The sequence below is a fragment of the Thorsellia kenyensis genome, from assembly GCF_042432445.1.
GTDB lineage: Bacteria > Pseudomonadota > Gammaproteobacteria > Enterobacterales > Thorselliaceae > Thorsellia > Thorsellia kenyensis.
The window spans coordinates 67,288-87,161 of the sequence record NZ_JBHLXE010000071.1; the positions used below are offsets into that span (position 1 = coordinate 67,288).

The 19,874-nt window shown below is 35.2% G+C and carries 15 protein-coding genes and 1 tRNA gene; 7 read left to right on the forward strand and 9 right to left on the reverse strand.

The window, feature by feature from the left end; all coding sequences use genetic code 11:
- Window positions 1-50 precede the first annotated feature (50 nt).
- On the forward strand, window positions 51-929 hold the full coding sequence (locus ACFFIT_RS06525; protein WP_385876842.1) for a PHP domain-containing protein: 879 nt from the start codon (window positions 51-53) through the stop codon (window positions 927-929).
- Between the two features lie 296 nt (window positions 930-1,225).
- Here ACFFIT_RS06525 and yejK read toward each other — a convergent pair whose 3' ends face one another.
- Window positions 1,226-2,410 carry a nucleoid-associated protein YejK gene (gene yejK, locus ACFFIT_RS06530; RefSeq protein ID WP_385876843.1) on the reverse strand — a complete coding sequence of 395 codons (1,185 nt, stop codon included), beginning with the start codon at window positions 2,408-2,410 and terminating at the stop codon, window positions 1,226-1,228.
- 925 nt (window positions 2,411-3,335) lie between these two features.
- Here yejK and ACFFIT_RS06535 point away from each other — a divergent pair.
- The 3 genes from ACFFIT_RS06535 (at window position 3,336) to fliB (ending at window position 8,026) form a co-directional block, all read left to right on the forward strand.
- Window positions 3,336-4,511, forward strand: coding sequence for a FliC/FljB family flagellin (locus ACFFIT_RS06535; RefSeq protein WP_446697451.1), 1,176 nt, complete (start codon window positions 3,336-3,338; stop codon window positions 4,509-4,511).
- Window positions 4,512-5,135: 624 nt separating this feature from the next.
- Entirely contained in the window at window positions 5,136-6,308 is a 1,173-nt protein-coding gene (locus ACFFIT_RS06540; protein WP_385876845.1) for a FliC/FljB family flagellin, read from the forward strand.
- 503 nt (window positions 6,309-6,811) lie between these two features.
- Window positions 6,812-8,026, forward strand: a complete 1,215-nt coding sequence (gene fliB, locus ACFFIT_RS06545; protein ID WP_385876846.1) for a flagellin lysine-N-methylase — start codon at window positions 6,812-6,814, stop codon at window positions 8,024-8,026.
- A gap of 102 nt (window positions 8,027-8,128) precedes the next feature.
- Here the strand turns inward: fliB and fabR are convergent, their stop codons facing one another.
- The 4 genes from fabR to coaBC all read right to left on the reverse strand — a co-directional run bounded on the left by fabR (window position 8,129) and on the right by coaBC (window position 12,045).
- Window positions 8,129-8,770, reverse strand: coding sequence for an HTH-type transcriptional repressor FabR (fabR, locus tag ACFFIT_RS06550; RefSeq protein WP_385876859.1), 642 nt, complete (start codon window positions 8,768-8,770; stop codon window positions 8,129-8,131).
- On the reverse strand, window positions 8,770-9,705 hold the full coding sequence (locus tag ACFFIT_RS06555; RefSeq protein WP_385876847.1) for an META domain-containing protein: 936 nt from the start codon (window positions 9,703-9,705) through the stop codon (window positions 8,770-8,772). The genes fabR and ACFFIT_RS06555 overlap by 1 nt, the downstream gene beginning before the upstream one ends.
- Window positions 9,706-9,920: 215 nt before the next feature.
- Window positions 9,921-10,379, reverse strand: a complete 459-nt coding sequence (dut, locus tag ACFFIT_RS06560) for a dUTP diphosphatase (protein WP_385876848.1) — start codon at window positions 10,377-10,379, stop codon at window positions 9,921-9,923.
- A 325-nt stretch (window positions 10,380-10,704) separates the two neighbouring features.
- The gene (gene coaBC / locus ACFFIT_RS06565) at window positions 10,705-12,045 is read right to left on the reverse strand and encodes a bifunctional phosphopantothenoylcysteine decarboxylase/phosphopantothenate--cysteine ligase CoaBC (RefSeq protein ID WP_385876849.1); all 1,341 of its coding nucleotides are present in this window, start codon (window positions 12,043-12,045) and stop codon (window positions 10,705-10,707) included.
- Window positions 12,046-12,522: 477 nt separating this feature from the next.
- Here coaBC and radC point away from each other — a divergent pair, with 477 nt between their 5' ends.
- On the forward strand, window positions 12,523-13,236 hold the full coding sequence (gene radC / locus ACFFIT_RS06570; protein WP_385876850.1) for a RadC family protein: 714 nt from the start codon (window positions 12,523-12,525) through the stop codon (window positions 13,234-13,236).
- Window positions 13,237-13,535: 299 nt separating this feature from the next.
- On the opposite strand, the gene rpmG is transcribed toward radC, so the two are convergent.
- The 4 genes from rpmG to exaC all read right to left on the reverse strand — a co-directional run bounded on the left by rpmG (window position 13,536) and on the right by exaC (window position 18,334).
- Window positions 13,536-13,703, reverse strand: a complete 168-nt coding sequence (gene rpmG, locus ACFFIT_RS06575) for a 50S ribosomal protein L33 (RefSeq protein ID WP_093318603.1) — start codon at window positions 13,701-13,703, stop codon at window positions 13,536-13,538.
- Window positions 13,704-13,713: 10 nt separating this feature from the next.
- Window positions 13,714-13,950: a 50S ribosomal protein L28 gene (rpmB, locus tag ACFFIT_RS06580; protein WP_385876851.1), complete on the reverse strand. Its 237-nt coding sequence runs from the start codon at window positions 13,948-13,950 to the stop codon at window positions 13,714-13,716.
- Window positions 13,951-14,967: 1,017 nt separating this feature from the next.
- On the reverse strand, window positions 14,968-16,386 hold the full coding sequence (gene aspA, locus ACFFIT_RS06585; protein ID WP_385876852.1) for an aspartate ammonia-lyase: 1,419 nt from the start codon (window positions 16,384-16,386) through the stop codon (window positions 14,968-14,970).
- A 427-nt stretch (window positions 16,387-16,813) separates the two neighbouring features.
- Window positions 16,814-18,334, reverse strand: coding sequence for an acetaldehyde dehydrogenase ExaC (gene exaC / locus ACFFIT_RS06590; RefSeq protein ID WP_385876853.1), 1,521 nt, complete (start codon window positions 18,332-18,334; stop codon window positions 16,814-16,816).
- A 645-nt stretch (window positions 18,335-18,979) separates the two neighbouring features.
- On the opposite strand from exaC, the gene trpR reads away from it, so the two are divergent.
- Together trpR and ACFFIT_RS06600 are read left to right on the forward strand one after the other, a co-directional pair.
- Window positions 18,980-19,294, forward strand: a complete 315-nt coding sequence (trpR, locus tag ACFFIT_RS06595) for a trp operon repressor (RefSeq protein ID WP_385876854.1) — start codon at window positions 18,980-18,982, stop codon at window positions 19,292-19,294.
- Between the two features lie 143 nt (window positions 19,295-19,437).
- Window positions 19,438-19,527 (forward strand) — tRNA-Ser (locus ACFFIT_RS06600).
- The last annotated feature ends 347 nt before the right edge of the window (window positions 19,528-19,874 follow it).

The following is a 19,874-nucleotide window of genomic DNA, read 5'->3' on the forward strand; positions in this document are numbered from 1 at the left end:
GGAACTTTTTTGGCTTTTATCTGTCATTCAAAACCCATTGGACTTAGCACTTGATAAAAAATACCCTTTTTGACTTACATTCACATACGACCGCATCTGATGGGAGATTATCCCCTGAAGAACTTATTGAGCGAGCTGTTGCGCATAGAATAGATTATCTAGCGATTACCGATCATGATTGTATTAAAGCTATTCCTTTTGCCCAAAAGAAAATTGAGTCTGAGTCTCTTCCAATTCGATTGATAAGCGGTGTAGAAATATCTACAAAGTGGCTCAGTCATGATATTCATGTTGTCGGTTTGAATATCGACATTCAAAATGCTGATTTAGAGGCCTTATTGGCATCCCAAGATGAAAAACGCCATACAAGGGCAGTGGCGATAGATAAAAAGCTTGAAAAAATAGATGTATTTAATAGCCTAGAGACGATATTAAAAGAATTAAAAGGGGATTCGGCTGACATAGCGCGTTTTATGCCCATGATCACAAGAAATCATTTTGCACAGCATCTATATAAGATAAATAAGGTTAAATCACATCAAAAAGCTTTTGATAAATATTTAGCCAAAGGCAACGTAGGATATGTCAGTGCACAATGGTGTGCAATAGAGACCGCAATCGAGGTAGTTCACAAAGCTGGCGGATACGCAGTCTTAGCGCATCCCTATGCCTATCCGTTGAAAGGTAAATGGGCAAGAAAATTAATAGAAGAGTTCAAATCGATGGGGGGAGATGCGATTGAAGTCGCGAACAGCCAACTGACGCCTGATAGAAGAACACATTTTGCGAAATTAGCTCAAGAATTTGAGTTAGATGTTTCAATTGGCTCCGACTTTCATCGCCCTACTCCTTGGTCTGATTTAGGAAAAAATCTCTGGTTACCTGCAAATGTTTCTCCTATTTGGCGTAGGTGGGGATTAATGGATTAAACCCCAAAAACACACTAATCCCTTTATGGGTTAAATTAGCTTAACGTGAATGCTTATATAAATAAATTTTATCATAGAAAAAGATTTGTCCGAACGTTTAAATCAATTAGAGCCTGATCAACTCCATCCTTAGATTGATTAGCAACATTTTGATCTTGGGTTTTATTTTACCCTTTTTATCATAGTGACTTAACTGTCTACTAGTACTAATCACTTATTCGTTGTGATAACAGATGAGCAAGCTATAACTATGCTATACAGCCATAGCTCGACCATAAATAGAATTTATTAATTAATTAATCATAAAACCTTTCAAGCTGATCGCGAAGATTCGGTGGAGTGCCTTTAATCGTAAGAGTATCCGTTTCTTTATCCCAAACAATTTTTTGCCCTAATTGCTCTGAAGTAAAACTGATGGTCACCCCGCCACCACTTCCTGTGAATTTAGTTAATTTTTTTATAGCGCTCGTATCAGCAGGAAATGAATCCGCTAAATCATAGCCTTTTGACTCAGTAAAAGAGGCAAAATCGACCACATCGGGCTTAGTACTTAATACAGGATGTTCTTTGGGGGATAAAAAAGAAGATAATCCTTCAATTGATAATTCTTCTCCTTGTTTAGCTTGCACTTGACAGTACTGGACAACATCTTTTTTATAGAGTTGCTCTTCTTCTTTTGCAAGCGTATGGGCTTCACAATAATCATCAATCGCCTGAATTAATGTTTGCGTTTGACGTTTAGGATCAAGTCCAGTCTCTGCACCTAAAAAATCTAAGAAAAAGTCACCAACCTTACGTCCAATCCTGCCTCTTAAAAAGGTCAAATAACGAGATGAGTCTTGGTTATGTGTCCATTCCGTTATATCTAGTCGAGCCATGATGTCAGATTTTTCAATATCCAAGGCATCAATAATTTCTATAGTAAAGTCATTTTTGACACTGGTACTTTGGGTATGTTGTAAAATCGCCATATAAAGATAATCATTGGCAACGTGGTGATAATGACACATTAACAATAACCCAGGCTCAGCAAAACTATACTGATTGATTTCATGGACAAGGTTAGTTGCGGCTTTTTCAGAAAAAATCAAAAAATCCATTTCATCATTTTGTAAAGCTTGGAATAACTCAACAAATGGGACTCTTCTGTATATATTATCTAGAGCACTATCATTTGACGAGTGATCAATACTTATTTCATCATTTACAACGTCAAAATCACTGCTTTCATTTTGCACTTGATTATTATCATCGTTTGGTATTTGTGCTGAAGTACTTTGGGCTTTATGGGAAAAAACAGCAAAGCCTTTATTTTTCATACTATAAAGTTGATGAAGCTTCTCTACCATCCCCTCCACTATAGGGGTCACTTCAACCAAAGATTCATTTACTAAGAGTTCTACTTTTGCCCCTTCCTCAGGATTTACTTGTTGAGCTGCAACTAACTGATGTAATGCTAAATGTTTAATGGTAATACTCATAAAAAATCCTTTCTATCCTTATGTAGTACAAATGAAAAAAAATAAGCCTCAAGTGCCTTTGGCATAAAATGGTGCTAAGAGGGATAAAAAGTCAAAAATCACTTATCTATCAGTTAGTTTCAACTAAATACAACTTGCTATTATACGCTTTATGCCCTACTAAAAGTAACTATTCTAGTGCTTAAATCAAATAATTCATTATAGCATTACGATTAAATTTAAAAATACCCATAATGCACACCATTATAAAAAGAGAGAGAAAAACAAATACATATTAATTGATGGCAGAGGAGCTAGCTCTTATTTCACTCTCTTCGTCCTATTTTAGTTTTGTTTCGTTCTTATTTCATTACTAGTGCTCTTTTCATTATTATTTTGGGGGGTGAACTGATTAAAAATTGGTTGTTTTGATTTTGATTTTGATTTTGATTTTGATTTTGATTTTAGACAAGACGAAAACTCTTAAATATCTCATATAAAGGGCATTACCGTTTAAGTGATTATAAGATTATAAATAGTACCTAGCTAGATTATAGATTACACTCTTGATATTTAATAAAAAATATTCGATTGAGCGAGTTAAACTAATTTAGATTAATTGCAATAGCCACCTAAATAATTTCTTTTCTAGTCATATTTATATGTTCAATTTTTAAACCATTTGAATTGAAATAGCTTTCATTTACAAGTTATTACGTAAAATAACAATACATTTCAATTATATAGGATATTGATTATAAACATAAAATGACGCAAAAAAGCCGAATTTTCGTATTTTATCACTTTTTCCTAATTTCATAGGTTAAAGAAAAAATATGCTAGGTCGACAAGATTAATGTCTCTACAAGAAAATGTGGAAACGCTTTTAAAGCACCCTATTAAGACATTCTTAATCAAGGTTTTGATACAATAATACAAGGAGTTTATTATGTCTATTATCAATACAAATGTGATGTCACTAAACACACAATTAAATTTAAGCCGTTCACAATCTGCATTAGGTACAGCTATTGAGCGTTTATCTTCTGGCATGCGTATTAATAGCGCAAAAGACGATGCAGCAGGTCAAGCAATCGCTAACCGTTTTACATCTAACATCAAAGGGCTTGCTCAAGCTCGTCGTAATGCGATGGATGGTATTTCAATTGCACAAACAACTGAAGGCGCATTAAACGAAATCAATAACAACTTACAACGTGTACGTGAATTATCTGTTCAAGCGGCAAACGGTTCAAATTCACAAACTGATTTAAACTCTATCCAAGCAGAAGTTAAGCAACGTTTGAACGAAATAGATCGTATTTCAGGACAAACACAATTCAATGGTGTTAATGTTCTTGCTAAAAATAACAACCTTACTCTTCAAGTAGGTGCTAATGATAATGAAACTATTACGATTAATCTGAAAAAAACAGATAGTACTACATTAGGACTTGCAACTTTCAATGTGAATGGACCTCAAGGGACCTTAGCTGCAGCGGATGCAGCTACCTTCCAAAAAATCTTTGGGCAAACAACACAAGTTGCATCAGGTACGGTAGCCGATCTAGGTACAACGATTCAAGATGCTTTTGGAATTAGTGATGCAGTAGTCGATCCTGCGGTTTTAACTGATGCCAATGGAAATTTATTTGCTAAAGTTACTTTAGGGGACGCTGCTGAAGCAACAGATGTGACTATATTAGAAACTCAAGGTTTAAAAGCAGGACAGGATTACTATGTTAGTTTAAACATCGATGATGCAGATGTAACAACCGATCCTACTGAGGCAGCATTTACTATCGATGGCAGCAAATTTACTGCTCAAACATTTTTAAGTGGCTCAACAACTAGCCCATTAGCTGCTATAGATGAAGCAATTGCGCAAGTTGACGCAATCCGTGGTGACTTGGGTGCGGTACAAAATCGTCTTGATTCAACTATCAACAACTTAGGGACCACTGTTAACAATTTGACTTCTTCACGTAGCCGTATCGAAGATGCAGATTATGCAGTAGAGGTATCAAACATGAGTAGAGCACAAATTTTGCAACAAGCAGGTACATCTGTATTAGCCCAAGCTAACCAAGTTCCACAGAATGTACTTTCTTTGCTTCGATAATTTTTCTTCGTATTAATTAACCCCTTATTTTTTAAACCGCCGCAAGGCGGTTTTTAGAAAACAAAAGACTATAAATTATAGTCCATACTGTAGCTGATTGCTTATTTCACTTCAAAAAGATTAATTTTACTCTATTTCTCTTCATTAAGTATAATTTCAAAGATCACTCAAAACAACATTAGAAGGCTCTCCATGTATTGTTATATGCTAACTATGCTGATAATTACTACCTTACTAATTTGTGCTCTTGGTGGTTAAGACAAGAAAGTGGTATGCCTCCTAAGATGTTTATCAATGTAAATAAATAATATATAAATATCCATTTTTTTATTCATTCCTATAAAAACATAAAATTATGCATCCTAAATATTAAAGAAAAGTAAATAAAAACCACCCTCTTAAATATATAGTATTGATTTAATTTACAAATAACACCTCCAATAAACAATATAAAAGCAAACCCCAAAAAAAACACACTTTTTTACTAAAGTAAACGAAATGTCAGACGTTAATATAATTGCAACTGCATGAAGCAGTCAGCATAAACTACTAATATGTTGTAAAAATATCTCGTCATAATCTATTAATAAATAGATATGACTTAAAAAAAATAAGGGGCTCTATATGTCTATTATCAATACAAACATAATGTCATTAAACACTCAATTAAACTTAAGTAAATCACAATCTGCCTTAGGTACTGCTATAGAGCGTTTATCTTCTGGTATGCGTATCAACAGTGCTAAAGATGACGCAGCAGGCCAAGCGATTGCAAACCGTTTTACTTCGAACATAAAAGGTTTAACACAAGCTCGCCGTAATGCTATGGATGGTATTTCAATTGCTCAAACCACCGAAGGTGCTTTAAATGAAATCAATAACAACTTACAACGTGTTCGTGAGCTTTCAGTCCAAGCAGCTAATGGCTCAAACTCTCAAACGGATTTAAACTCAATTCAATCAGAAGTTAAACAACGTCTAGCTGAAATTGACCGTATATCTGAACAAACACAGTTCAATGGTGTGGATGTGCTTGCAAAAGATAACAATTTAACACTCCAAGTTGGCGCTAATGATAATGAGACCATTACTATTAATTTGAAAAAAACTGATAGCTTGACTCTTGGCCTATCAACATTTAATGTAAATGGTCCTCAAGGTGCTTTAGCCGCTGCAAATGCAACAACTTTCAAGGCTATTTTCGGTGATACTACGCAAGTAGCATCAGGTACTGCTGCTGCTCAAGGTACAACGATTGAAGATGCTTTCGGCATTTCAACTTCTACTGTGGATCCTGCAGTATTAGCCGATGCGAATGGTAACTTATTTGCAAAAGTAACCTTAGGTGATGCCGCGGCTCCAACAGATGTTACAATACTTGAATCTCAAGGCTTAACGGCTGGTGGAGTGTATTATATTGGTCTTAACATTGATGATGCAGATGTAACAACTGCTCCTGCAGTCGCTGCTTTTACTATTGATGGTACTAATTTTACAGCTAAAAATTTCCTAAGTGGTGCAACATCAGATCCATTAGCGACTATTGATGCAGCAATTTCTAAAGTTGATCAATTACGTGGTGACTTAGGGGCTGTTCAAAACCGTCTAGATTCAACTATTAATAACTTGGGTACTACCGTTAATAACTTAACTTCTTCACGTAGCCGCATCGAGGATGCAGACTATGCAGTTGAAGTTTCAAACATGAGTAGAGCTCAAATCTTGCAACAGGCTGGTACTTCTGTTCTTGCGCAAGCAAACCAAGTTCCACAAAATGTACTTTCTTTATTACGTTAATTTAATTCAAACTAATAAATAAATTTAAACCGCCGAAAGGCGGTTTTTTTATGCACACAAGGATGTAAATCCAAATGACACCAGAATCAGATAGTTCTTAGTCTGAGAATAATTAACAAATGGTAAATTCAACAAATATATTGAAGTTATTACAAGTTGCAGGTGCGGATATTCTTCCGATGCCTCTTGAGTGGATGTTAAGTAATGCCAAAACCTGTATTTTGATTTTCATTGAGTATAAGTGCAGAACATCGAAAAAAATGTATTACAATTAATTCAAATAGAACTGCTTCGGTATATTTAAGGGGGGGTATCGTCTATATCCTTCCTTGCTATAGAATAAAGGTTTAGTATAATTAATTTTAAGCTATGCAATTTCCGTTAAAATCTTTCAACAAGAAAGGTGCTTAAGACTAGATATCTAATACATTTCGACAATTGTTTGTTACAATATATTTACACTTAAAACACTTCAAGGATTTATATTAACATAGGATTATTATATGAAAGAACTACACGTAACAACACCTAATTACTTTTCCCGCTTTCAATGTATTGGTAATTCATGTGTCGAGCATTGCTGTCGAGGCTGGAGTGTTAATATCGATAAAGAGACTTACAATAAATATAAAAATAGTGATGTGATTTTGATTAGAGACGTTGCAGAAAATCAAATGACCATACTCAAAAAAAATCAACTAAATTATGGACAAATAAAATTAAATGAGCAAGGAGACTGCCCTTTATTAGATACAGACAAACTTTGTTCTGTATATAAACATATGGGAGCTAATGCTTTAAGCCAAACCTGTACAACCTATCCTAGATTAACAAAAAATTTCAAAGAAGAAAAATTAAATTCTTTATCCTTGTCATGCCCAGAAGCTACAAGACTTGTTCTTTTTGATGAAGATTCGATGTTGCAAGCACAAAGTATCGAAATAATACCTAAATACGATAATATCGCTTCTTTTAACCCAGCCCATAAAATAATCAACTTGTATTGTTCTAATATAATTATGTCACCGAGTCGACATATTGAAGAAAACTTATACGCTGTTATTAAATTTTTGCTCTTTTGCGAAAAAGTGAACTTTGATGTAAATACTCACCTCGAGCAAATAGAAGGGATATTTTTCGCATTAATCAATGAACTTCAAAATCCTCCAGAGGAAAAGACCAGAAATCCAATTAAAAGCAGTGCCAGCAAACTTAAAATAACGCTACTTATCTTATTTCAAACAATAAGTAATGATTATTCTAATAGTAGAGCAAGACCTTATTTAACTGCAAATAACAGTAGCGTTCTGGCATTTTTTGATAATTTGTCAGAAGAGATGGATGCTGAATACCTTAATAATAAATTTTCACAAATCAATTGTTATTGGGATAATTTACTTTCTGAAGGTGTTTTGGCTAACCCTAGCATCTTAAAAAACTATTTCTTATACCGTTTTTATAACGACTCATTTCCTGGAAGAGATCTAAAAAATAGTCTACGCCAATTCTATTATTTGCTAACGGATTATTTTTACCTTAAGACTTCATTGAGTGTAATTGCATCAAGAAAGCCTATAGAACAATCCGATATCATCACCATGTTCTACAGCTATCACACTTTAAAACAACATAACCAAGATATAGAAAAAAAGCTTGACGTCATTATCAGTAAAGTAAATTTAGGTGATGATTTATCTGCTATTATGTTACTTGACTGATTTATATCTCCAATTAAAAATGGCAGCCTAAATTAAAAAGTAGGTACATTTATAGAATGAGTAGTCTCTTTAAGAAATAGTTCATAATTTCCTAAAGAGACATTAATGATTTTTCTTTTTTGCTTGTTTGTTTTTTTGTTGCTCTCGTCTATGCCAATGCAGTGCCCCTTTTGAGATCATCCTAAGCTGTATGATAAGACGCTCTTGAAGGGTTAACCTATCGTATGCATCACTATCTAGCGCCTCAGCCCCTGCATTAAAGACAATAATGACAATAGCTTCTGCTTGAGCTTCTGCAAATACTCTTGGCATTTTGTTCGCAGCTTCTAGGTAGCTTGCAAGTTCTGCTATAAAATGTTGCACTTCCCTAGCAACAGCAAAACGAAATGCTTCCGAAGTACCTGACCGTTCACGCAACAAGAGCCTAAATGCGTTAGGTTTATTTGCAATAAACTCCATAAACGTTTCAACAGAGGTGCGAATAACACTCCCTCCTCTTGCAATACGTTGTCGAGATTGACGCATTAATTGCCTAAGCATTAAACCACTCTCATCGACCATGGTAAGCCCTAACTCATCCATATCTTTAAAATGACGATAAAATGAGGTCGGAGCGATGCCAGCTTCTCTTGAAACTTCTCTTAAGCTCAATTGAGAAAAACTTCTGTCGGCACTTAATTGATTAAATGCAGCTTCAACTAAATTACGCCGAGTGCGCTCTTTTTGCTGCGCCCTTACTCCCATCATTGCTGGCCTGACTCACTCATCTCAACGACAAGTTCTAAGACATAAAAAGGAAAAGCTGTTGAAACACCAGAAAAAGGTACGTTTGACGACTCACTATTTTTATCAAACTCAAAGCGTCTTACCCTAATTGTATGATAATAACCAGCCTCTAAAGAGAAATTGTAAATATTAGCCGCAGGAATTTCTTGCCATGCTTCGTTTGGAATGATTTTTCTATAGGATTCATCATATTGAATTTCGCGAACATAAAGACAAGTATTAGCCTTCTGCCCATTAGAACTACAAGAACCTGATGTCGGTTTAACTTCAAAAAATAAGACTGTCCCTTCCTGATCAAAATAGGCCTCAGGAGTAATAAATCCTTTAAAAGTAAAACTTGTATTATTGGCATCACGAAGCGTCAACAACGGTTGCTTATTTGACCTATCGATAATTGGGGTTTGTGCAGTTGATAAAATGCTAATGACGCTATCATCTCTAATAGCGATATTGGGATTCACGCAAGCACGCATATTTTGGGCAACTGCACCAAAAGTTATACTGTTATTTTCAGCCAGACTGAATCCAGCCATTTGTTGATTACACGTATAATTTGCATTCACTCGGCCATTTGAAAACCTAAGCTCTACATTAGGCGTATCCTGGCTTATTAGATGCTCTAAACCAACCAGTGGAGTCCCGTCATTTTTCTTTGCATCGATAAGCTCCCAACGGTTATCTTCTAGCATCGCTAACATGACTGATGAACTTAAGCTACCATCAGGTGTATTACTCTCTGTTTTGACTTTATTTTCATCGATTGTTGCAGGGGGATTATTAATTTCTTGGGCAACTTTTGAGGGTGTTTCTTCTACGGGTTTTGGAGCCATCGCAAAAAGGGCTGAGCTCATCATTAAACTGATTATACTAAACGAAAATTGAGATATTTTCATGTCTATATATCCTTATACTGATTAATTAAATCTGCTATGCTGATTTTAGGTATTAAAAATTAAAAGCTACTTAAACAAGCGTTTCTTCTCCTCTACACTTGGATAAGTTATCTCATTATATTACTCTTAATTTCTCAAGGGCTTAGCTCACTTACTTTTATAGAATAACAAAGTAGATTAGCCGTACATCAAACACAACTCAAATAACTACTGACTTATTTACGGCCTGTGTGACCAAAGCCACCCTCAGCTCTTTGAGTCAATTGAAAATCACTTACCAGGTTAAATTTCGCTTGTACCACTGGCACTAAAACGAGCTGAGCAATTCTTTCACCAGGTTCAATGATAAATGTCGTCTGTCCTCTATTCCAGACAGATATCATCAGTTCTCCTTGATAATCAGAATCGATAAGCCCGACTAAATTACCAAGAACAATACCATGTTTGTGACCTAAACCAGAGCGAGGAAGTAACATTGCTGCTAGACCAGGATCACCTATATGAATAGCAATACCTGTTCCAATAAGTTGAGTTTCACCTGGCTTTAAAGTGACAGACTCATCAAGACACGCCCGGAGATCTAATCCAGCAGATCCTTCTGTTGCATAGGTAGGTAACTCTATACTTTTCCCAATCTTATCATTGAGTATTTTTACGTCAACTGATTGCATCATTCTTTCCTTGTGGTAATTATTAATAATTTTGAGTGTTTAAAGCAATTAATAGTAAGCATATCTCCATCAACTCACATATCACAAGATATTAAATCTCATATTATATATTGTTAATTAACTGCTGCTTTCGTCTTATCCTATTAATTCTTTATGTTAATTTATTGCAAATTCACGTATTTTTTGTTAGCCGCTTTTATTTTTTTCTTTATTTTTGTTTTTAAAGAATTAACCTGAGCTATCAATTCACTTTTTTGTCCTGCTTGTTAGCCTTATATTCACATCTAATTATTAAATACGTTTTTAGTGCAGTAAAGGAAATCAGACATTACTGAGAGAGTTTTAGCTCATTTTTTATCATCGTTAATAAAGTATGAGCTAACTCTATTTTACTGTCTTTCAATGTCACTTCTATTCCGCCCTTGGTCAAAATAAGCAGCTGATTATTATCACTATTAAATCCTATTTCAACATCACTCACATCATTAGCACAAATCATATCAAGATCTTTGCGTTTAAGCTTATCTTGTGCATATTTTGCTACTTCTTGCGTTTCTGCTGCAAACCCTACAACGTAGGGTCTTTTCTTTAGTTGAGCTACTGAATGAATAATATCAGGGTTTTGCACTAATGTCAGTGCCAGTGTGACTTGTTCTTTCTTTTTCTTAATTTTTTGAGCGTTTACTTCTTGCATTCTATAGTCGGCTACAGCTGCTGTACCGATGAATATATCTTGCTCTTCTATCTTTTGATGAACAGCCTGATACATCTCTAGCGCACTAACTACTGAAATCATTTCAACACCCTCGGGTTTTGGAAGATTTACAGGTCCAGAGATTAATGTAACAAGTGCGCCCCGTAATGAAGCTGCTTGAGCGATTGAGTACCCCATTTTCCCTGAACTATGATTACTGATATACCTTACCGGATCGAGTGCTTCTCTGGTAGGTCCCGCTGTTATCATAATACGAAGTCCGCGCAGAGAAATATCTTTGCGTTCAGTAAATTTTTCATCATGCTCAGCATGTTCTATTTCGTTTTGTGGTTCTGGATTTTGTGAAACATTCCCTTCAATTTCATGTTGTATACGCGTTACAATTTCACTTGGTTCAATCATCCGTCCTTTGCCTATATCTCCGCATGCTTGAGAGCCTAATGCTGGTCCCCATATTTTAATTGAAGGCATTGTTGATAATTCGCGTAAATTCCTTTGAACTAATGCAGAGTGATACATTTGCTGATTCATGGCTGGCACAATTGCTATAGGCGCAGCAGTTGCCAATAATAGCGTGGTTAATAAATCATTTGCCAAGCCTGCATTTAACCGGCCTATAAAATCAGCGCTTGCAGGCGCTACCACGACAATATCGGCCCATTTAGCAAGTTCAATGTGTCCCATGGCTGCTTCAGCTGATTCATCGAGCAATGTCGTTGCTACAGGATGCCCACTTACCGCTTGAAGCGTGAGAGGAGTTATAAATGCCTTAGCACCTTCTGTCATTACCACTCTGACATTAGCCCCATTATCTCTTAATCTTCTGACAACTTCGGGGATTTTATACGCAGCAATTCCCCCAGTGATCCCAATAAGACAGTTAACCCCAGTTAAAATTGATTTTGTGCTTTGGCACCCTTTATCCAAGCTAGCCTCGGTGGTATGATTCATCATTTTATCCTTTTTATCATATAGATCTCATAAGTATAATTTAAATAAGGTATGAGGGTATCTTAGTTTTTATCAATTATTAGAGAAAAAATTAACAAAATAGAGTCTACCAGTAGTATCATTGATATCTTTTGCATAAATCATTATGACTAGCATTGCTATATTTATCAATTAAATCTAAATGGCTTTTCAGATCAATGCCAACTCTAGAGGGTATTCCTACCTAGTCGCCTCTTAGCAAATTTGACTTAGTCTGCAAAAAAGCCTCAAAACCTTCCACTTCAACATCATCAATCAAAAAAATCTTAGTTTTATGCCGCAATTTATTTATTGATTCAATTATAACGTATAATATTTATCTGATTAGACATTTTATTTCTCGATAAACAATCTATTGGAAAGATGCTACGGGATATCCTGTCTATCCTTTAAAAAAACACGGATTAGCCTACTTGATTAAAAAGACATAGGTATTCATGGATGAAAAGTCAAAAACACAAAATCGATAAAAAACTTAAATCAGTTACATTAAATCCATTTTATTCAGCCCCACCGAGAGAACATCTTCTAAAAGAAGGGGCTGATAAGTTAAATGATGTTGAGCTGTTAGCCATTTTACTCTCTACAGGTACTAAAGGGATGAATGTTATGCCTTGGACTCAAGGACTATTGAGCCAATTTAATGGATTACACGGACTTATCCATGCTGATGCAGAGGAACTCTTTGCGACTAAAGGTATTGGTCTTGCTAAATTTACTCTATTAAAAGCCATCGGTGAAATCGCAAAGCGATATATGCTCAATGCTCTTGAAGAGGGATGTTTACTCGATAACCCACAGACTACAAAGAGATTTTTATGTCATCTATTAGGAAAAGAAGAAATTGAATCTTTTGTTGTGCTTTTTTTAGATAACCAGCAACGAATGATTCGTCATAAAAAAATGTTTTCTGGGACTTTAAACCAGATAGCTGTCTACCCTAGAGAAATTGTAAAAGCGGCTTTAACTTGTCATGCAAAGTCTATCATTATCGCTCATAACCATCCTTCGGGATTTTTAAAACCGAGTGAAGCTGATATTTCGTTAACACATAAAATTTTTCGTGCGTGTGAAACTTGCGAAATTGTACTGCTCGATCACATTATTGTAGGCCATAATAAAGCTCTATCTTTTAGGGAGTCAGGCCTGTTATAGCAGCTGAATGTCGCAACTTTTTATTTGCTTTTAAGAGATCAATACAAACAATATCCGATTGATGGCAAAATTGATTAGGGTCCTTATTTAGCTCAAGCGACCTTTAGATATTAAACTTACTGCGCACTGCATTAGATAGAAAATTCCATAAGGTTTATACATTTATTCAGAGGAGTCTATCAGCAGGAATTGGAAATAGGAAGACAAAATTATCGTAAAATTTATTTCAACAATTACTTAGGCAAAAAAAACGCTTAATTGTTTAAAATTAAGCGTTCATACACAAATATGAAAAAAAATTACTTGATTTTTGCTTCTTTATAGATCACGTGTTGACGAACAACTGGATCATATTTTTTCATTTCCATTTTTTCAGGCATAGTACGTTTATTTTTAGTCGTTGTATAAAAGTGACCTGTACCAGCAGATGAAACTAATTTGATTTTTTCGCGAATACCTTTAGCCATGACTTACTCCTTAGAATTTAACGCCACGAGCACGAAGTTCGCTAAGAACTGCATCAATGCCCTTTTTATCGATAATACGCATACCTTTAGTCGATACACGTAGTTTAACAAAACGCTTTTCTGACTCAACCCAAAAACGGTGAGACTGTAAATTAGGTAAAAAACGACGTTTAGTCGCATTCATTGCATGTGAGCGGTGATTACCAACTAATGGCTTTTTGCCGGTCACTTGACATACTTGTGACATGATTTTATCTCCAATAAATCTGATGAATTCGGGCCTTCTTTGGGTTTTGAGCGCGAATCAATCTTAGGTAACCAGACTTGTGCAACCCAACTTACACGCCCATAAAGGCGACGGATTATACGCATAAATGCAAAAATCCTCAAGTAAAAAGAGTAATTAAATCTTATAAGATGAGTTGTTTTTTATTATAATTAATCTAATCAATCAGTTATAACTTCTCATTATCAAGATAATAACTCTATTGCTTTATAAGGGAGAGCAATAGTCCTTGTTAAGGCATCAGCTTAATTATCATTTTTCATGTAGTAATGCCTGATAAATCACCAACTACTTAAAAACTCTTATGAAATAAATTAAGCTCATACAGTTAAAAATTTGACAATTGATTATAGCATATAATTATTCTAAACCCTAGAAAAGCAACAATTATAATTAGATAAACTGCCTATGAATTCGACAATTAAATAAACTAAAAATTTCCTCAGCCTGAAAAAAATGTTAATTACCAGACTTAAATGAGATATTGACTATTCTCTAAGTGACTTTAAACACGCACAAACTTAAGGGTAATTATTATTAGAAGCGTCAGAATCCCCATTTTATGATCTAACTTCATTTAAAAAACCCTCACCTGACAATTTTAAGGAGAGTTTTTTTGTTTTTTCTAAATCTAATACGTTATTAAACTCATAAAAACAGCCTAACACCTTAAACTGCCTTTGAGTTATACTGATATGATTTTAAGTTGGGAAGGGATATATTATTCCGATGCCGTCTTAGTTGCGTTAAATAATGCTAAAACCTGCATCTTTATTTCGATTGAGTATATGCAAAGATACAACTATTTATTGAAGGTAATAAATCTAGTTGTATTGCCAAATCATGCCATTTACACCTAAAACCAGAGTGGCTTAAGTAATTATTTTTAAGTCTCTCTGATTCTAGGTGTATTTATTTTTGTGCTAGTCATGGAAATTACATGCACTGTTAAGTGTGCGACTCAATCATAATAAGCCTTTATTCTTCAATTTTTTTAGCCTTATATTTAGGATTCATGAAATTTTCTAACGATAAAATATCATCAAGCTCAGCTTCTGTCAGTAGACCTCTTTCTAACACCACTTCTCTGACACTTTTGCCTGTTTGAGCACAAATTTTACCAACAATATCACCGTTATGGTGCCCAATAAAAGGGTTTAAATAAGTCACAATACCTATAGAGTTAAAGACATACTCTTCACAACGTGATTTATTTGCAGTGATCCCATCGATGCAATAATCTCTTAAGTTGAAACACGCACGATGCAATAAAGAGATAGACTCAAACATTGCTTGGGCAATCACTGGCTCCATCACATTAAGTTGTAATTGACCTGCTTCTGCCGCCATCGTAATGCATGTATCATTACCAATCACTTTAAAACAGACTTGATTTACAACCTCTGGGATCACAGGATTTACTTTAGCTGGCATAATAGATGAACCCGCTTGCATTTCAGGTAAGTTAATTTCTTTTAATCCTGCCCTAGGCCCCGAAGATAACAAACGTAAGTCATTACAAATTTTGGATAATTTGACTGCTGTACGCTTTAATGCGCCGTGTACCATCACATAAGCACCACAATCTGAAGTTGCTTCAATCAGATGTTCAGCGAGAGTGCAATCAAATCCTGTCACTTCAGAGAGTTTTTTTACTGCTAATTCGGGATAACCTGCTGGGGTATTTAAAGAGGTCCCAATCGCGGTTGCTCCTAAATTGACTTCTAAAAGTAACTTAGCAACATAGTGAATATTTTTTTTCTCTTCACTGAGTAATACATCAAACGCTTTGAATTCCTGTCCTAATGTCATAGGCACAGCATCTTGTAATTGAGTTCGACCCATTTTAAGTACATCGCTGAACTCGTTCGCTTTGTTTGAAAAGCCAATACGTAAATGTTCAATCGCGTCAATTAAATTCATCAATACTTGATATAGTGCAATACGAAAACCAGTTGGGTAGGCATCATTAGTGGATTGTGATTTGTTGAGGTGATCATTAGGGTTTAAAAATTCATATTCCCCTTTTTGGTGTCCCATTAATTCGAGGCCGATATTAGCTAAAACCTCATTGGTATTCATATTAACAGAGGTACCTGCTCCGCCTTGATAGACATCAATTGGAAATTGATCTAAACATTTGCCTTTATCAAGCACTTCATCACAGGCCTTAATAATTACATCGACAATCGCTTTAGGCAGCACTTTAAGTTCACCATTTGCAAGTGCAACAGCTTTTTTCACCATGACCATTGAACGAACAAACTCAGGAATATCACTGATTTTGCTGTCACTTATATTAAAGTTTTCCATAGCGCGTAGCGTATGAACACCATAATAAACATCATTAGAGACCTCTCTTTGGCCTAATAAATCTTCTTCTATTCTTACACTCATGACTTTCTCCAATTAAGGTTAATTCCTATTACTTAAGATAGTTTAAAAATGATTGACTAAAAAATAAAATCTGGTATCAACAGCTAAAAAAATGGACGGTCTATTCAACCGTCCTAAGTTTAAAACACAATGTAAGTTTAGCTGGCTCTTAACTTTTTTCTCTAAAGCCAAGAGAAAAATGTAAATAGCTGGACCACATACTTTGAGAAACAGCAAACAATTAAGCAAACCTTATCATCAAAATACAAAGCAACAAACATACAAAAATTTACTAATTGGCTATTAGTCTCAATAGTATAATAAATTGAGTAGAAAAGCTAACTTATGGGACATAAGTAGTACTATCAGAGGGTGTATACCTTAATCCCATGAACAAACTCTTTTTATTTTTCTAAAAGCCAGTAGATATTGAATATGTGCACTTAAATTAAAAGAAACCTAATGCCTTCGTACTGTAACTTATCAGTAAATTTTTCGTTTGTTGATAATGACTTAACATCACATGGTGATTTTCTCTGCCAATTCCTGATTTTTTATATCCTCCAAACGCTGCATGCGCTGGATAAAGATGATAGCAATTTGTCCATACACGTCCCGCTTGAATCCCTCTACCCACTCGATAAGCTCGATTCATATCGCGAGTCCAAAGACCTGAACCTAACCCATACATACTATCATTGGCTATTTTTAAAGCTTCAGCTTCATCTTTAAATGTAGTTACCGAAACGACTGGTCCAAAAATCTCTTCTTGGAAAATTCGCATTTTGTTATCCCCTTTAAAAATAGTGGGCTCTATGTAGTAGCCACCCGCTAAATTGTCTTCCATGTGTCTTACATGACCACCACTTAATAATTGAGCACCCTCTTCTCGCCCTAACGTTAAATATGACTCAATTTTCTGTAATTGCTCTAAAGAAGCTTGAGCTCCAACCATAGTCTCTGTATCTAGGGGATGTCCTGTTCTTATTTGCTTTACTCTCTCAACGGCCATCGCCAAAAATTTATCTGCTATGGACTCTTGAATGAGCACTCGGCTAGGGCAAGTACAAATTTCTCCTTGATTTAACGCAAATAGAGTAAAACCTTCCAAAGCCTTATCTAAATAGTCATCTTCATGATTCATTACATCTTCAAAGAAAATATTCGGGCTTTTACCTCCTAACTCTAAAGTGACAGGGATAATATTTTCTGTAGCATATTGCATGATAAGTTGACCTGTCTTGGTTTCTCCTGTAAAGGCGATTTTTGCAATTCTTGGGCTCAATGCCAAAGGTTTACCTGCTTCTTCGCCAAAACCATTAACGACATTCAGCACTCCAGGCGGTAATAAATCAGCAATCAGTTCGATTAACACCATAATGCTCGCAGGTGTTTGCTCCGCAGGTTTTAAGACCACAGCATTCCCTGCTGCTAATGCTGGCGCTAATTTCCATACCGCCATTAAAAGAGGAAAATTCCAAGGAATAATAAGTCCAACAACCCCTAAAGGCTCATGAAAATGATAAGCGACCGTTTCATCATCTATTTGACTGATGCCTCCTTCTTGTGCACGAAGACAACCTGCAAAATATCTGAAATGATCTATCGCTAAAGGAATATCGGCATTGAGTGTTTCTCTTATCGGTTTACCGTTATCCCAAGTTTCCGCTACAGCTAACTTCTCTAAGTTAGCTGCCATCTTGTCAGCAATTTGATGCAGCATAAGAGATCTTTGTGCAACAGACATTTTACCGAATGCAGGAGCCGCTTTATGTGCAGCATCAAGTGCCAACTCAATATCCTCTTTTGTGCTTCTGGCTATATGGCAAAATGTTTTTCCTGTTACTGGGCTTTGGTTTTCAAAATATTGTCCTTTGACGGGCGCGACAAATTGTCCTCCTATAAAATTATCATATTTGGCTTTGAAATGAATTTTTGAATCCGCAGTACCTGGCTCAGCATAACGCATAATAAGACTCCTCGTCCGTAAAAATAGCAAAAAAGGTTGGGTATACGCCTAATGTACGATGGAATAAAAACACTATAAGTAACAGCGTTTATATCAATAGCCTATAATTATGAAAAATTCCATACAAACATTTTGCGAGATTAAGTAAAATAATTGTTTAACTGATAACTGATAATTGAACAATCAGAAAGTGATTATGCCATTTGTGCACCCCATTACCTTGTCTCGCTTCACAAAACCGCAAAATATGATAGATTTTTAACATTAAACCCTTTGTTTTGTGATAATTATCACATTTTAAAAGACTGTTTTATTGCATAAAACAACGATACAAAGTACAGAAGATAATAGGAAATAAAATGATGCGAGCCACAAACTATAAAAATACCAAACAGAACACAAAACTTACAATGCGCGAATAATACTGACAAAAGCAGTCACACTCGAGTCCATAAAAGACCTAATTTTCACGTTTTAATGACTTTACCCTTCTAAATTTTAAGGACTTTTTCACAACAACTTAAATCGCTAATTCATATGAAATAAGCTATACTAGCGAAAAAAGATAACTCTTAAAAAATATCTATTTTTCAGAACTATCTATTTAGGTCTTGAGCAAACAACTTCTATCAATGAGTATCTACTATGAATGAAAATACCCCAGACAAACTCAAGTGGCAGGATTCTGTTAAGCTACTTAAAGAAGGCTTTGAGAAAAATTTTCATTATGAACTCCTGTCTTTACTATTAACCCCGGACGAAAGAAGTGCTCTCACCATGAGAGTCAGAATCGTTGAAGAGCTTTTAAAAAAATCAAAAAGCCAACGCGATTTAAAAGAAGAATTAGGGGTTGGTATAGCTACAATTACTAGGGGCTCTAATAGTTTAAAAGAAGCACCCAAAGAACTAATTGAATGGTTACATGAAGCGCTTAATATCCCTAAGCCAGACGATAAATAACCTTCATGCTAATAGAATCTATAAATAGATCTTTGATGGACTTAAAATCTATTAAAGCTGATAAATTGCCCATCTGATCATTAGTAAAGAAATATCTCTTGACCTATAAAGGGTAAGACATATATTATACTGAGATATTATTTGGTGAAATGTCCGAGTGGTTGAAGGAGCACGCCTGGAAAGCGTGTATACGAGAAATCGTATCGAGGGTTCGAATCCCTCTTTCACCGCCACTAAAAAATCATAAGACGCTATATGCGTATTTTTTATTGCACATCAAAAAAACAAATAGAAAAATTTACCTACTATAATCAGATATTGCCCAAAAACATACTCGTCCTCAAATTATCTTTTTAAGAGTAAAGAGTAAAGAGTAATTCAATCAACAATAGTAATTTGTCTAGATCAATTTTCAGCTTATTCCTAAATCCTTAAAAAGGGTGAATTCAAGACATAAGTGCATACCCCACGATAATTTTTTCTCTGGTTATGCCTGTTAGTTCTTCGAATACTCCATAGGGCGTTCTATAACCCAAACATTTTCTTGGTCTGCTATTGAGTTTATCAATAGCATCAAATA